The organism is Aliikangiella sp. G2MR2-5 (genome assembly GCF_015687155.1).
GTDB lineage: Bacteria > Pseudomonadota > Gammaproteobacteria > Enterobacterales > Kangiellaceae > Aliikangiella.
Window position 1 is genome coordinate 66,594 of the sequence record NZ_JADPQF010000007.1, and the last position, 14,910, is coordinate 81,503.

Annotated in this window: 12 protein-coding genes and 3 tRNA genes; 5 read left to right on the top strand and 10 right to left on the bottom strand. The window is 40.6% G+C overall.

The features are described from left to right. The first annotated feature begins 19 nt into the window (after positions 1-19). Complete coding sequence (locus tag IYN84_RS18460; RefSeq protein WP_196140749.1) at positions 20-1,471, top strand: ATP-binding protein; 1,452 nt, start codon at positions 20-22, stop codon at positions 1,469-1,471. Positions 1,472-1,485: 14 nt separating this feature from the next. Beyond that, positions 1,486-2,142 (top strand): response regulator, encoded by a 657-nt coding sequence (locus IYN84_RS18465; protein ID WP_196140750.1) that lies wholly within the window; start codon positions 1,486-1,488, stop codon positions 2,140-2,142. Positions 2,143-2,153: 11 nt separating this feature from the next. On the opposite strand, the gene IYN84_RS18470 is transcribed toward IYN84_RS18465, so the two are convergent. The 6 genes from IYN84_RS18470 to IYN84_RS18495 all read right to left on the bottom strand — a co-directional run bounded on the left by IYN84_RS18470 (position 2,154) and on the right by IYN84_RS18495 (position 6,615). Beyond that, positions 2,154-2,432: a hypothetical protein gene (locus IYN84_RS18470; RefSeq protein ID WP_196140751.1), complete on the bottom strand. Its 279-nt coding sequence runs from the start codon at positions 2,430-2,432 to the stop codon at positions 2,154-2,156. Between the two features lie 284 nt (positions 2,433-2,716). Continuing rightward, positions 2,717-4,669: a S8 family serine peptidase gene (locus tag IYN84_RS18475; RefSeq protein WP_196140752.1), complete on the bottom strand. Its 1,953-nt coding sequence runs from the start codon at positions 4,667-4,669 to the stop codon at positions 2,717-2,719. 616 nt (positions 4,670-5,285) lie between these two features. Then, positions 5,286-5,843: an HNH endonuclease gene (locus tag IYN84_RS18480; protein ID WP_196140753.1), complete on the bottom strand. Its 558-nt coding sequence runs from the start codon at positions 5,841-5,843 to the stop codon at positions 5,286-5,288. A gap of 406 nt (positions 5,844-6,249) precedes the next feature. After that, positions 6,250-6,332: transfer RNA gene (locus IYN84_RS18485), tRNA-Tyr, on the bottom strand. Positions 6,333-6,399: 67 nt separating this feature from the next. Next, positions 6,400-6,488: transfer RNA gene (locus tag IYN84_RS18490), tRNA-Ser, on the bottom strand. A gap of 48 nt (positions 6,489-6,536) precedes the next feature. Beyond that, positions 6,537-6,615: transfer RNA gene (locus IYN84_RS18495), tRNA-Leu, on the bottom strand. A gap of 1,044 nt (positions 6,616-7,659) precedes the next feature. Here IYN84_RS18495 and IYN84_RS18500 point away from each other — a divergent pair. Beyond that, positions 7,660-8,937: an MFS transporter gene (locus IYN84_RS18500; RefSeq protein ID WP_196140754.1), complete on the top strand. Its 1,278-nt coding sequence runs from the start codon at positions 7,660-7,662 to the stop codon at positions 8,935-8,937. Positions 8,938-8,999: 62 nt separating this feature from the next. On the opposite strand, the gene IYN84_RS18505 is transcribed toward IYN84_RS18500, so the two are convergent. From IYN84_RS18505 to IYN84_RS18515, 3 genes are all read right to left on the bottom strand, one after another. After that, positions 9,000-10,088, bottom strand: a complete 1,089-nt coding sequence (locus tag IYN84_RS18505) for a S41 family peptidase (RefSeq protein WP_196140755.1) — start codon at positions 10,086-10,088, stop codon at positions 9,000-9,002. 16 nt (positions 10,089-10,104) lie between these two features. Next, a complete protein-coding gene (locus IYN84_RS18510; protein WP_196140756.1) occupies positions 10,105-10,581 on the bottom strand; it encodes a MarR family winged helix-turn-helix transcriptional regulator in 477 nt (158 codons plus the stop codon). 249 nt (positions 10,582-10,830) lie between these two features. Next, positions 10,831-11,868, bottom strand: coding sequence for an AraC family transcriptional regulator (locus tag IYN84_RS18515; protein ID WP_196140757.1), 1,038 nt, complete (start codon positions 11,866-11,868; stop codon positions 10,831-10,833). A 109-nt stretch (positions 11,869-11,977) separates the two neighbouring features. On the opposite strand from IYN84_RS18515, the gene IYN84_RS18520 reads away from it, so the two are divergent. Continuing rightward, the gene (locus IYN84_RS18520; protein ID WP_196140758.1) at positions 11,978-12,691 is read left to right on the top strand and encodes a sterol desaturase family protein; all 714 of its coding nucleotides are present in this window, start codon (positions 11,978-11,980) and stop codon (positions 12,689-12,691) included. 39 nt (positions 12,692-12,730) lie between these two features. On the opposite strand, the gene IYN84_RS18525 is transcribed toward IYN84_RS18520, so the two are convergent. After that, a complete protein-coding gene (locus IYN84_RS18525) occupies positions 12,731-13,672 on the bottom strand; it encodes a helix-turn-helix domain-containing protein (protein WP_196140759.1) in 942 nt (313 codons plus the stop codon). Between IYN84_RS18525 and IYN84_RS18530 the strand changes: the two genes are divergently transcribed. Continuing rightward, positions 13,659-14,831 carry a metallophosphoesterase gene (locus IYN84_RS18530; RefSeq protein ID WP_196140760.1) on the top strand — a complete coding sequence of 391 codons (1,173 nt, stop codon included), beginning with the start codon at positions 13,659-13,661 and terminating at the stop codon, positions 14,829-14,831. The genes IYN84_RS18525 and IYN84_RS18530 overlap by 14 nt on opposite strands. The last annotated feature ends 79 nt before the right edge of the window (positions 14,832-14,910 follow it).

Here is a 14,910-nt window from a genome sequence, read left to right on the forward strand (position 1 = left end):
TAGTCTGGCAAGTGTTTTAGTGTTGCTTTCATTAATCTATTGGAATCTTAGTACAGGGTTTAGAAACTATATATTGCAGGAAGAAATGGAAAAGGCTCTTCCGATCCTGGAAAAGTTAGAGAGCACCTATAAGAATCACGGCAACTGGGAATTTTTAAAGCATAACTCAAGACAATGGAGAAAAATAGTATCCTCCAGTTTACCGACTGATGAACAACAATTGACCTTGGCTGAACCGCGTCCTTCTTTCCGTCCAGAGCGCCCTGACGGTCGTCGAAATGCTCGCCGACAGCCTCCACCAGGAGCTGAACGACCTCCTGGCAACGAGCCTCCTCCTCGTGCAGAACGCCATACTCGCACAGAACCACCTCAGCCCCCTAATCAGTTAACCCCGTTTGTAATGAGACTGACAGTTCTGGATGCAGATAATCAGTTAGTCTTTGGCCGTCCGCTTCGCGATAGTAAAAAGTTGGAAAAAACCATTACTTCTGATGGGAAAAAAGTCGGAACACTTGTGCTAACACCGGACATCAACTTTATGGATGACCGGGCCATAGAGTTTCTAAGTAAACAGACGCGCGACCTGGGCTTAGCTGCCATGCTGGTTATTTTTCTTTCGTTTTTGATAGCACTCCCGTTTGCTCGACATCTTGTTCTACCAATTCAACGAATTAACAGGGTGACTCACTTATTGGCATCCGGGAACTACGAGACAAAAATTCAACGCTATAGTAATGATGAAATTGGTGGTCTTGCGCGTGACGTTAACCGACTTGCTGTCACATTGAAAAAAAATGAAATTTCTCGGCAAAAGTGGATCGCTGACATATCACACGAATTGAGAACGCCGCTCGCTATTTTGCAGGGCGAGCTTGACGCGCTTATTGACGGTATTAGAAAAGTAACCCCCGAAACCCTGAACTCTCTGAAACAGGAGCTCAATAGACTCAATGCTCTGGTGCAGGATCTCCATGAACTATCGTTATCGGATATGGGCGCACTTAGTTATAACAAAGAAAATCTGGATCTGACAGAGCTGATCCGAGAGTTTTTTGAAAGCCATGAAGGTCATATAAATGCAAGTCAGATACAGCTTAGTTTGAATATTCCGGATTCAGGTGCCACACTATTTGCAGATGGCAACCGGCTCGACCAATTAGCCAAAAACCTGCTTCAAAATACCCTGAGGTACACAGATAAGCCGGGAGAGTTAAAAGTTAGTGTCGAGAAAAACACATACGGGATCAACTTGATCTGGGAAGATTCCTCACCAGGAGTTCCTCCTGCTGACTATCCCTATTTGTTTGAACGCTTATATCGAGTCGAAAAATCTCGGAATCGTGCAAAAGGTGGTGCGGGATTAGGGATGGCTATCTGTAAAAATATTGTCGAAGCCCATGAAGGTGATATAAGTCTGTTTCAGTCGTCTTTAGGTGGACTTGGCATAAAAATTTACTTTCCTTCAGTATAGGTTTGATAAGCAAGATGAAGCAAAATATTCTAGTCGTCGAAGATGAAGTAAAATTGGCAACATTGCTTAGAGACTATTTACTTCAAAGTCATTTTGAGGCGCACTTGATCCATCATGGCGATGAAGTTTTGCCCTGGCTGGAAACGAACTCTGCCGATTTGATATTGCTTGATATCATGCTACCGGGAAAAGACGGGTTAACCCTATGTAGAGAGATCAGGCAAGTATCGAACATTCCTATCATTTTTGTTACTGCAAGAATTGAAGAGATTGATCGCCTGCTTGGCTTGGAATTAGGTGCCGACGACTATGTTTGTAAACCTTTCAGTCCGAGAGAAGTGGTCGCTCGAGTTAAAGCAATTCTACGACGACTTGACTCAAATTTTAGTCCGGCGCCGAAAGGAATTACGCTCGACGAGAATAAAATGAAAGTTCTTATTGAGGGGCAGGATATCGACTTAACAGCACTTGAATTTCAATTGCTCAAAGTGATGTATGACCGTCCAGGTCATATTTTTTCTCGCCAGAGACTTATGGATCATGTATACAACGATCAAAGAATTGTCAGCGATAGAACTATCGACAGTCACATAAAAAAACTTCGTAAAAAGCTAGGTTCATGTGACTGTATTCATTCTGTCTATGGTGTTGGCTATAAGGTTGAAAGTTAAGCGATATACGCTTAACTTTCGTCTTTATTCGACTTTGGTCTTCTCTTAGGTTTATGGTCATCGGGAATTAGAACGAGTCTGTCGTCAAGAGTTTGACAACTTCCTACAATTATTTTTCCATTCGGTGCGGTAAACTCAGCTTTATCGCCTTCAGCTTTTGATTCACAGGCACTGAATGCCTCCTCAGGAGGTTGCCTTTTACCATTCCGAGGCCCTTTACCTTCTGCTAAAGCGCTAAATGAAACCATACATACGCCAGCAACAAGTATAAGTGTTGTTACATTTCTCATAATACTACTCCCGTTAAAAATAACATAAATCAAATGGTCAATTGGTTGAATTGCAGGCCTCATTAATATAGCTCTGAATCAATCATCAACTGATGCTTTCTAATTTAAATGATGAATAAGGAAACAGTATGGAAGAAATATGGTTTTGCTTTCGAAGTAGAAAATACTTAAGCTCAATCTGTCGAGGGACAAAAAGCCGCACCAGTAAAAATCAACTGGTGCGGTTCCAACAAAAGGCAATACTTATAATGAAAGTTAAAATTATTGGTTTACAACACTAAAAATTATTGATAACTGCCGCTTAAGGTTACACCACTGAAAGCTGAATAAGCTCGAACGCCGATGTACCAGGTGCCTGAAGACGGATTACTGAAACTGCAACTTTCTTCATTTCCACTTTTGTATGGGCGACAATCGTAGCTGGAAGTAGAAACTTGTGAGCCATGTTGTACATAGAGATCAGCATCACCGCTTCCACCACTAATAGCAATATCCAGAGTACTCATACCTTCCGGCACCTCGACTGTGTAGTAAACCCACTGACGGCGGCTAGCAGACAAATCGGTATACTCAAAGCTGTCGCCATTGCTACCGCCATCACCTCCGCCATCGCTTTCATCATAACTCACGCTCAAACTCACGCCAGAAAAAGCCGAGTAACCGCGAATCATTATGTAATATCGCCCTTCTTCAGGCGAAGCAAAGTCACAACTTTCGTTATTGCCACTCTTGTAAGGACGACAATCATAACTGCTAGTGGTAGGTGCACTTGCATATTGAACATAGAGATCAGCATCACCGCTACCACCTGATATAGTTACAGAAAGGTTGCTGGCATTCGCCGGAATATCAATGTAGTAATCAAGCTCTTCGGATGATGAGCCGCTTAAAGAAGAAACAGTATCACCGTTCACAAGCTCGCCATCGGTACCGCCTCCGTCACCACCGCCGTCGCCACCACCATCATCAGAACCTGCACAGCCATACTGGCTAAGGTAATCGTATGCTGAAGAAGCTTGAACTAATCCATACCCATAGTAGTTGTCACGTCCACTGGACCCGAGATCAGAAGCCGTAGCGTTTAACGCAGAACGAATTTCGTCATTAGAACAATCTGAAAAATGACTCCATACCAATGCTGCAACACCGGAAACATGTGGGGTTGCCATAGACGTGCCTGACCAGGCTTCGTAACTATCATCAGGCAAGGTCGACAAAACTTCGTAACCTGGAGCAGCTAGCTCAACCTGGTCATTGTATTGTGAAAAATAGACCCATTCACTGCTAGAATCTACCGCAGCAACTGAAACCACATTATCGTAGGAGGCAGGATAAGAATAGCTGCTGCTCGCACCGTTACCTGCGGCAGCAATCATTAGTACGCCATTTTGATAGATTGAATCGATTGCACTTTCTTCAGTTGTTGTCGAAGAACTGCCGCCCAAACTCATACTAATAATATTAGCCCCATTGTCCTGGCAGGTTTCCATTGCACTGACCAAATCTGACGAGTTTGTCCAGCTTCCGCTGTCATTAAAAATCTTTACGATGTAAAGATTTATCAAGCCGCTAGGGTTCACACTATTTACGCCAACACCGTTACCACCGATTGCAGAAATTGTACCGGCAACATGAGTTCCATGACCGTAGCCGTCGTTGTTCCAGGTTGAAGACGACGTCTGATTGTAACCACTGACCTGACTACTTGAAGCCTGAATTAAATCTTCATGATCACCATCATATCCGGTATCTATGATACAAACTGTCTGATTAGCAGTTAAAGAATCACTCACCAGATCAGCCTGAACAAGGCTAATACCATAAGGCTCTGACTCAGCCATTGGAGTAATCGAGTTTGCTGAATTTTCTGATTGATTGGCAGATTTTCTTTCTGCTGGGTCAATCAGAAAACGTTTTTGATCAGCTTCAACATAATCGATTATTCCTGACGCATTGAGTTTGGATATCTGACTTAATGACAAATCGGCAGCCACAGCATTTGCTCTGGCCAGCGACAAATGAACATTACCTCCGACACCTTTAATATATTGGCGGTTGTTTTCCTTTCTCTGATTTCGTTGCTGTGCTGACATTTGAAGTGTCGGCGTTGAATCACCGTCCCAACCATCCTTAAACTTTACAATATAACGTTGATTATCCGCGGCTTCCGCGGATGAAAAAGCGCCTAATAGTAAAGCAGGAATAATTGCTTTTTTAAGTATTAATTTATTATTCACTTAGGTTCTCCTGAACATTAATTATTTTTATTTCATTGAAACCAATAGCACTGTCTGATTAGCAATAAGAAGATCAGCTCAGACAGCAGTATTTACGTCTGAATTCGCTTTCTCTGGCACTACCCTTTAACAGTCCACCAAGGCACAGAAAAATCGATACTTTTTACTATTGGTTGCGAGACACTAAATCGGAAATGTGAAAATAAAATGTAGGAAATGTGCAAGAAATGTGCATGAGAATCTCGCACAGAGAACCAGACTGATATCCGAAGGAAATGAGCCCCCCGCATAACAAATTTTAATTCGTTATAAAAACATTATTCCTTTTTTACTAATGTTTTTACCAAATTTTCATTTAAAAATATCTTAGTATTTTTAGGGCGGTTGTTCAATTAAATATTGAAAAGCCAGAGCGACTTATTCTTGTTTGAAAAGTCGCTCTATTTTATTTTCTTGCTTTTGCAATGACAAAGTTTAGCTATTTTCTCCCAACATCCATTCATCCATATTTGTTATTTGAGTAAACTTGTTATTTGAGTAAACTTGTTATTTGAGTAAACTTGTTATTTAGATAAACTTGTCATTTAAGCATATTTACGGCTTCCAGCTTATATACTCAATAGCTTGCTTTCATGTGCTTGCTGAATCCTTTTTTAAGAAACTCTAACTGATCAGCCAGCACTCTTCTATTTTGCAATACCAAATAGTCATTCTTATTTGGAACGTAAGGAATACAAAGCAATTTCATTCCTGCTTCTTCAGGGGTTCTACAACCTTTTCTGTTATTACAGGATCTACATGCAGTTGTTACTTCAGACCAACGATCACGGCCTCCTCTGGCCCTTGGCATAATATGGTCGCGAGTAAGTTCGCTGGCGGGAAAAACTCTTCCGCAGTAGGTACACATAAACTGGTCTCGAGCAAATAAAGCTCGGTTAGTTAACGGTGGAACCCGTCGATTAAATTTAGATATACCTTTAACAGCGATCACTGAAGATATTTCCAATGTCGACTGTTTACCTGTTAAGCGCGAGTATCCGCCTCTCAGGCGAACGCTGACATCACCAAAAGTCCAGGCGACCTGATCTCTGGAATAAAGCAATGCAGCCTGCTCGTAATCAATCCAGGAAAGTGGCTGCCCCGCTTTATTCAGTTTTAAAATTTTAATATCCATATAGTTTCTCCCTAGATTCAGTATAGTAGAACTACCTCAAGTTAAAAAATGAAATCGAATTTTTGTCACAATTTGTCTAACTCTGACTATTCTAATTTCCAATAGTGAAAACATTTCCCACAAATCATACATTCTTCTTCTATCTGGCTATTCTGTGGATTTGGTTCTCTATTGTGCTGGTGCTATCTTGTATTAATTTTATATAGCATTAGGTCTGATTTCTTCCACGCAAACACTATTCGGGTCGGGCTTTCACCGTGAGCAGTGTAAATAGAAAATCCCCGAAAAAAATTCTTGCTCGCATTGCTTCTTCCGCCGGTAAGACTCGAACCTACTTGTCAGTAACCCCGTAGTGAAGTTTCTAAACTATGCTCTCTCATCAGAGCGTCGGCGTAAAACGAAATTATGGTGCGGAGTCCTGGATTCGAACCAGGCTAGCGTTAGCATCGGATTTACAGTCCGACTGAGTTCCCAAGACTCGAACTCCGCAATGTCAAATTGCAGCATTTAACCAAGTTGCTAAGCACGCTCCAGGTTAAATGACAAGCAGATAATTTGGCGGAAAGCGGCGGAATCGAACCGCAAAGCTTTTAGTCTTTCTTTTGTTTAGCAAACAAAGCCGATCACCATCACGGATCACTTTCCCTTTAGCTACGACAATAATTAAGCGGCGACAATAGTCACCGAATAATCTGGTACGCCGGAGAGAGATTCGAACTTCCCCAAAGGCAGGGTCTAAGCCTGCAGCGTATGCCATTTCAGCTATCCGCGCTCAGGTTAGCTTCCAAGAGTTCAACTTTGCGATAAAGAAATACTAAAAAAACAATTTTAAAATGTTTGGCTTTTAAATTGTTCCCTAGATACTACTTTGAGCTTTGAGACTTTTCGGAAGCTTTCACTTCCGAAAATTCAGAAGTGATTAATGAGCGACATAACCTGGCTGCTGTTTTATGCAGCTTTTAAAATAACTGGGCATAGCTAAGTTAGAAGGTTCTCCTCCTGACTTGAGATATGCCGGTATGCAGTAGTTGTTGCTCATAATATAAATTGGATTTGATTAATTTCAGTTGCTTAAATTAAATATAAAAAAAACGATAAGGTCAAGCAAAAAAAACATTAAATAACAAGTTTTTGTTTTTAATTTTCAATAAGTTAAAGAATTTCAGGACGAGCATTACCCTTTGAATAAAAACTCAAATAATGACCCTGTTTTTTAAAACAAACCTGATTCAAATTCTATTTTTCTATTACAAATCTATTAAAAACCAAAGTAACTCATAAACAGTATTCTCCTTAATTTAGACATAAAAAAACGCCGGAAGCTTTTGGCTTTCGGCGTCAATGACTTATTAATTTTTTGATTTAAAAATTTTTGTCAACTTCTTTTACCGGGAAGCCATTTCGGCTTTCCAGAAAAGCCGATGATTAAAATTCCTTACTCTGCATGTGACATAAATAAACATGACACCCACGCAAACAATTCCAGTCAGAGAGTATCTCCGCCGGAAAGGATTTTAGTTTTGAACAGGGTGTAAAGTATTTCATTAGCTTTTCCAAAGTAAATTAATGCAAGTCTACGATTTTCACTGCTCTATTTCAAGATCGGTATAAAACCAGCCTTAATTCTTTCAGCTATTAACCAGCTCCTTGCAAAGAATATATGAGCAATGGAACCATTGATTTTGAGTTTTGGAATAATAACTTAATATGAACTACACATTTATCACAGCGTCATAGCTAAAATTAATTTACTTTAGTCTTTAACTTGCGATACATTCCCCTTCTTCCGCCAAAATGACCTCATTGGACCCTTCCCATGCATAGTGATGTATCTATTGCCCGAATCAAACAATTTCCACCAATGATGTGGATATTGCTGTTTGGCGCCTTCATTACTCGCGGCAGTTATTATATGGTTTGGCCTTTTTTAACGGTTATTCTTTATAACCAATTTGGTATTTCAGCAACAGCTGTCGGTACGCTGCTAACAACCGCGGCGTTAATTTCTGTTATTGTCGGTTTTGTCGGTGGAACACTCTCCGATCGCTTTGGCAGAAAAATGGTAATGTATTTCAGCGGAATCATTTACATCGTCTCGTTTTGCCTTCTTGCCAATACCAGCTCTATTATTGGGTATGCAATAGTAATTACAGGTTGTTCAGTAGCGACAGAAATTTGGCGACCAACATCATCAGCTCTCATTGGCGACATGATAAAAGAGCCACAGACCAGAGAGCTTGCCATGCAGTCACTTTATTTTATTGTAAATGCCGGCTGTGCAATCGGTCCCATGCTGGGGTTATGGCTAGGACTTTCTGGCGAACCTGACTCATTCTATATCACCGCAATAGCCTTTGCGATCCTCTTAGCCCTATTGGCAATAGGATTCAATACGCTAAAAGTAGCTAATATAAATCATGTAGAAAGTAAAAGCAGAAAGGAAAAAGGCGATTTGGTTAGTCAGGAAAAGACTAAAAGTAACTCTTTGCTCCAAACTTTAAAAATACTCAGTAATGATCGTTTATTACAATGTTTGATTCTGGCTAATATTCTTTGCATGTTTGTCTATGGTCAAATGGACTCAACATTAATTCAATATCTAACAAGATCGGCAGTTCCGCAGTTGATGGAGCTTATCTCCTCAATGATCTTTACTAATGCCCTGGTTATTATTACCAGCCAGTTTTTATTGTTAAAAATAATGGCAAGGATTCACCTGATAAAGCGGATACAGATAGGTTTGATTCTTCTAACCTTGTCTCAATTATGGATGGCAATGAATCCTGTCAATCTTTTCTGGGGATGGATTGGTGCAGTCATCATAATGAGTCTTGCTGAAACCATTTTGTTTCCAACGATGAATGTGCATATTGATAGACTGGCCCCCGATCACCTTCGTGGCGCTTACTTTGGTGCCACTTCATTTTATTCATTGGGCTTTGCTTTAGCGCCCTTAGGTGGAGGCTTGATACTCGACTTACTGAATGGCTTCTGGGTATATGCTATTTGCACAGTACTTTGTCTTCTGGTGATATTTCTGTACTCAATTTTGGAGAAGCTAAAGCGCCCGGAAGAGGCGCTTCAAACAGCCTGATAGATTGCAGCCATTAATTTTACCGGAGTTTTTTCGGTAGTCTTAATTGGCTGCTTCTAGCTTTATTTAAGTAACTCCACTCTCGCTTTAATTCGCTTTTTCAAAGCGGGATGTTCAGTAATTTCATAGAGCGTTTCCAGATAATCTACCTGTGCAAGGTTTAAGGCGAGCTCAGATGTTGTTTTAATATCGGGCTTCACACCAACACCTTCAAATCCTTTACCTGTCACTGCGTTGGTCATTCGACGATTTGGAATAAATGCTGAGAAATTCTTATCAATCAGATAATCCTCTCCCGCATTAGAAGCGCCAGCAGTTTGTGCTCCAACAATTTTAGCCCGCTTTAAATGTTTCATTACGTGACTAAAAACCTCACCTGCAGAAAAAGTATTTTCATCCACTAATATATAAACCGGCTTATCAATGGCATATCGAGGTCCATTAACTTTCGCTTGACTCCAGCGCTGTTCTATCCGGTTATTATTTCTCCAATGCATATTGATCAAATGGGTTTTCTTATCAAGCAAATAGCTGGCTAAAAGCCCACTGGTATACTCATATCCGCCAAAATTTCCTCGAAGGTCTAGAATCAACGCATTAGAACGGTTAAGTAATGTGAATGCAGCAGCAATCATAGGCTCTGCATGTTTCATCGGGGCGAAAGCAGAAATTTTCAAATAACCGATATTAAAAGGCAACCTTTCCATCTTGTCGAACCCCATATTGTGAGAATCCCACATGGCCTTTTCTTGCTCCGAAGCAAAATCTGTGGAGATTTCATTGTCGGACTTTTGTGCCGTCGCAAGAGCTTCAGACTGTGGAGAATATTCGAGCCGAAGATGCTTGTCTCCCGAGGTACTTTGTAGTTCTAGCGTAATTGACTCCGCAAATTCGATTGCATCAACCGGATTAGCAAGAATTTTATTTTGGCTCAGCTTTTCAAGATCGCTACTGAGTTTTTGAGCAACGGTCTTATCAATGTATTGCTCGTTAATCTGTTTTTTCAGTTTTTTTAAAACTTCTTTTTGCTCCTTGGCAGTCATCATATGGATGTTTTCCGACTGTTCGTTCGTTGCCGCTGCACTGCTCGCAAAATTGCAAACGAACAAAATTGCAAGAGTAGAGGTAATAGCTCTTATTGATAAACTCATTTTTCTTTTCCTTAATTCATATCGATAATTGTGACTGGTCTATTTTTGCTTGCTCGATTCGTTCTGCAAAAGATCTGTTTGAAAGTGCTGAAATTACGTGAGACAGATTTTCTCCGAAATCAAAACCCAGTTCTAAATTCAGGCTCGCCTCTGCTTTTTTTGTGGCTTGCCAGCACCTTTCTAACTCTGGAATGATTTTTAGTCCTTGTGGTGACAGTTTGATAATAATTTTTCGATTGTCTTTTTCATCTTTATTGGTGGTAATGAGCTGGTCTTTGAGCATCAACTTGACTGTTTGAGTCGCAGCTGGTTGAGTAATTCCTGCATAATTAGCCAACTCATTAACAGTACAACTCTCCAACCGGATCAAAGCTTTCATTATTGGGGTGTATCTGGGACGGTATTCAAGCCCGATTGCAACATAGGACTGAGTTACAGCCCCATCTAGTAGCTCGATAATATGTCTTAGTTGCGTTCCTAATCCACGCTGCATAATCCAAAACTCCTCTAATCTTAGTCATTAACACGCTCTCAAACACAATATATAAGCGCTTATATTTATTCTTTCAGGCATTCTATTGAAAATTATATAAGCGGTAAAGTAATTTAGACGTCAATTCCGATGTGGATTGTAAAATAATATTTATTATTTAAATATCAAAAAGTTACGATTAATATTAAAGAATGAAACCAGTCCCCGTGAAAATGACTGTCACTTAAAATAGAGAAAATCGTCGAAAAACTAGTGTTTTTGATATCGCCTGGGAGTAACACCTTGCCAACGTTTGAAGGCTCTAATAAAGGCACTTTGCTCGGCAAACCCGAGCAAGCCGGCAATTGTGGCATGAGGTAATTCATTGTTGTCGAGGAGTCGTATCGCTAGCTTGTGTCTGGCCTTATCCTGAAGCTCTCGAAAAGTGACCGCCTGCCGGCTAAGTTTTCGTTGTAACGTCCTTTCCGAAACACCAAATCTCGATGCCATAGCACGAATACCAAAATCGCCCGCAGGCAAACATTCGATAATAGCGTTTATAATGTATTCATTGTCAGGAAAAGTACCTGCCTCTATTTTTGCGATGGCCAGATCCGCTTGCTTAATCATCGCCTGATAGACAGCTCTTTGCGACTGTGCAATCGGTAAGTCGAGCCATTGTCTTTCGAATACAAGTTGACTATGTTTTGCAGAAAACTCTACCTGACAGGCGAAAACCTGCTCATATTTTGCTCGGAATTTTTCATTATTGTGTTTAAGCTCGACTCTGACCAGAGGAACCTGTTTTTCAACGATCTGACGACTGAATGAGCACCAACCAGCAAGAACAGCATCAACTACATGAAAACTGAATTTTTGAATTTCGGAAACTGGTTGCCATTCAGCAAATCCAATTCGGTTCTCAAAATGAATGTTACTGTCCCCCATATCGCTCACCAGTCGATTATATTTTTGTAGCGCTCTGGCAGCGTCGCCTAAAGTTTGTGCCGACATGGTCAGGTAGCCGAGTAAATTGAAAGCTTTCGCTCCAATCTGCGCACCAAATTCCAAACCTAGCGTTGGACAATTGAAGTTTGTCGCAATTACTTCAAATACCTGATTGTACAGAGCGGCATCGACTCGGACTTCCGCATCAAGCTCACGTTGTTTTTTGAAGTCGACAAAATCCAGGTGGCGATAGATTTTTTCACCGAAACGTTTTTCACAGAAATCAACAAGCGACATCAAATAACTATTAGCAACCGTTATATTTAAAACGCATTCATTATTATTTCGCAGAGTTGGCATAGAGGGTTAAATATCTTGGCGTAAGAAGTCAATCGTTTAAGTTGAAATCACTATATTCTAGGAAACAGTCCATGTAAATAGCCGCTATACTCAAAGAGATTGAGAAAAAATGTCAAACAGCCTCCCGACTAAAGTCAGAAAATTCAGAGAACATTATCGCAAGCACCATCAACCTTCGCGCTATAATGGCTACCTCCATTTCAGTTTCTCAATGTTATTTGCGTTGTCCTGTCTGCTTTTTTCAACTAGTCAACTTGATAACGTATCGCTTGTAGAGTGGATAACCATTCCACTGACATTTATCTATGCCAATCTGGTGGAATATCTAGTCCATCGTTTTCCGATGCATCGTCCCATTCGTAAGCTCAAGCTATTGTTCAGACGTCATGCAAGACAACACCATCGATTCTTTACGGAAAAAGCAATGCAGTTTGACAACGCTAACGATTTTGCCGCAGTTCTTTTTCCTCCCTATCTAATTTTCTTTTTCCTGGTATTTTTTGCTATCCCGGCAGGATTGATTCTGGCCTATCTGACAACAACGAATATTGCTTTTTTATTCGCTATAACTGCTTTTGCTTACTTTATAAACTATGAGATATTTCATACGATCTACCACCTGGCTGACTCCCATTGGATTTATAAGTTTCCCTTTATGAAAAGCTTGAGAGAGCTTCATCTTCATCACCACAACCAGAAATTGATGAGTCATTTCAACTTTAATATCACCTACCCAATCAGCGACTGGTTATTTGGAACCTACTATCGAAAGGAGCGGGAACAAGATAAAACACAAACAGACAAGACGGTTCATCCGGCTTAGGATGATAAAAATCCTGTGACCCAAAAAATTAAATATGAATCAGATAGCAAGCTGCTTGCGATATTGTGCAGGAGTGAGTAAATACTTTCGTTTAAAAGATTGAGTCATATGACTCTGGTGGCTAAATCCGGTCATAAAGCTGATATCAGATAGTTTACAACCACTCGCAAGCATGCTTCTAACCTTCTCCACTCTGTAAGCTTGAATAAAATCCCCCGGAGTAAGACCAAAACTTTTCTTAAACAAGCGAGAAAAATGAAATGGCGATAGCTCAACTTGTTGCGCCAATTGCTCAAGTGTCAGCTTCTCAGCGTAGTGTTCGCCAATATACTCTGTTAAGATTTTCTTGTGACGCAATCCTAAACCCGTTTTAGAAAACTTATTAGTCGGCTTGATTGAAAGATAGTACTCTATTAAATGATAGAGGATCTGATTTGATAATTCCTGTTGCTTAATGATCGAAGTCTGGAAACCGAAAGTCATACTGCCGATAATCAGGGACTTTAGAAAAGGATCACTATGGTAGGTTAAATCCGGTAGATTGATTTGACCTAATTCACGTTCCAGATTAAGAAGAATAAACTCTTTAAGGTAGGCATCAGTAAAATAAAAATGGCTGAAACGCACCGTTTTTGATACATGCCAACTGGAAATTTGTCCCTGCGGCATTAAGCAAAGCAACCCCGGTCCACCACGATTGCTTCTCTGATCGTATCGATAACTATACTCACCGCCTTGAAGATATAAGCTTAAAGTATTAGTTCTCTCATCGAGATATCTGACATCTTTCGGTTCAATTTGCCAACAGCTAAAGGAGGCCCCGTCTCTGAAAGATCGTTGAGCTAGCGATTTAACGCCACTCTTCTTAAAATCCTGAATATCTTCTCTCATAGCAAGATTTTGATAGATTCTGATTTCAAAAGCAAGCAAACTCATGTGCTTGAATTTGTAACAAATCAGGTCAACTATGAAGCGAGCCATTGTAAATTATTTTAAAGGCCTTTTTCTAACACTGCTTGTGATAGCAACCATTGTCATCATTTATGCCTATTCTGAAAATGCAGCTGTTCACTACGGTGACAATCCAATAGGAATGCAATGGGACAAGGAAGGTCCTTATGTGTTTTTTGAAGATGAAGATTCGATAAGCGTCAATTATATTCACGGGCACTGGGATGAAGGCCTACACTCTGAGAAGATGCAGGTATCTCTGGCAGAATCACCAACATTATCTACCTTCTTTCCGTTGGACAAGAGCGAGTTTAGCTTTCAACTAAAGAGTGAGTTTACACCTCCACCAACCAACTATAATGACGGAAATAAAATACTTGCCATTTCGGATATTGAAAGTGGCTACAAAGCTTTCCGCGACTTATTGATATCTCATAGTGTCATTGATAACCAACTCAACTGGAAATTCGGCCAAAACCATTTAGTACTGGTGGGCGATTTTGTTGACCGTGGAAAATCGACAACTCAGGTTCTCTGGTTTATATATAAGCTAGAACAGGACGCTAAACGACATGGTGGTGTGGTTCATTTTATTATCGGCAACCACGAAATCAAGAATATGCAGGGAGACTTCAAAGCTGCTTCACCTAAGTACTACTATCTGGCAGCGGTATTGGAAAAAGCGCAAATTGAACTCTTTGGGCATAATTCTTTTCTTGGACGCTGGATCGCAAGTAAAAATACAATGGAAGTGATCAATGGCCACCTGTTTGTACATGGCGGAATTCACCCTGACCTGGCAGAAAGCCAATTGACTTTGGAGTCAGCTAATCAACTGATAAGAGATAATTACCGGCGTCCGTATTATCCTGGCCAGGCTGAAGGAGACAAAAAGATACTACTTTCGCCGAGCTCTGGCCCTTCCTGGTATCGCGGTTACTTTAAGGAAGATTTAACCCAGAAAGCAGTAGAACAGGGATTGGCCAAATTTGGCGCCGAAGCCGTTGTTGTAGGTCATACGCTACAACCGCAGATTAACCGTCAATTTCAGGGAAAAGTCATCGCCATCGATGTTGCTCATCCAAATGACTATAACCTTTACTGGCCAGCCAGAGAATCACAGGCGTTATTGATCGACGGAGACCAATATTTCCGATTGTTGGAAGATGGATCTCAGGAAGCAATTTAAAGCCTTTCCTCCTCCACTGAAAATTCATCTTCTACCCGGTCATCCAGTGTTTGATTTGCTTTACTGAATGGCCTTCTTT

Bases quoted from the DNA above. Each gene is read 5' to 3' on its own strand.
- IYN84_RS18465 (WP_196140750.1), top strand. From the start codon at position 1,486: ATGAAGCAAAATATTCTAGTCGTCGAAGATGAAGTAAAATTGGCAACA.
- IYN84_RS18470 (WP_196140751.1), bottom strand. From the start codon at position 2,432: ATGAGAAATGTAACAACACTTATACTTGTTGCTGGCGTATGTATGGTT.
- IYN84_RS18480 (WP_196140753.1), bottom strand. From the start codon at position 5,843: ATGGATATTAAAATTTTAAAACTGAATAAAGCGGGGCAGCCACTTTCC.
- IYN84_RS18500 (WP_196140754.1), top strand. From the start codon at position 7,660: ATGCATAGTGATGTATCTATTGCCCGAATCAAACAATTTCCACCAATG.
- IYN84_RS18505 (WP_196140755.1), bottom strand. From the start codon at position 10,088: ATGAGTTTATCAATAAGAGCTATTACCTCTACTCTTGCAATTTTGTTC.
- IYN84_RS18510 (WP_196140756.1), bottom strand. From the start codon at position 10,581: ATGCAGCGTGGATTAGGAACGCAACTAAGACATATTATCGAGCTACTA.
- IYN84_RS18515 (WP_196140757.1), bottom strand. From the start codon at position 11,868: ATGCCAACTCTGCGAAATAATAATGAATGCGTTTTAAATATAACGGTT.
- IYN84_RS18520 (WP_196140758.1), top strand. From the start codon at position 11,978: ATGTCAAACAGCCTCCCGACTAAAGTCAGAAAATTCAGAGAACATTAT.
- IYN84_RS18530 (WP_196140760.1), top strand. From the start codon at position 13,659: ATGAAGCGAGCCATTGTAAATTATTTTAAAGGCCTTTTTCTAACACTG.
- IYN84_RS18525 (WP_196140759.1), bottom strand. From the start codon at position 13,672: ATGGCTCGCTTCATAGTTGACCTGATTTGTTACAAATTCAAGCACATG.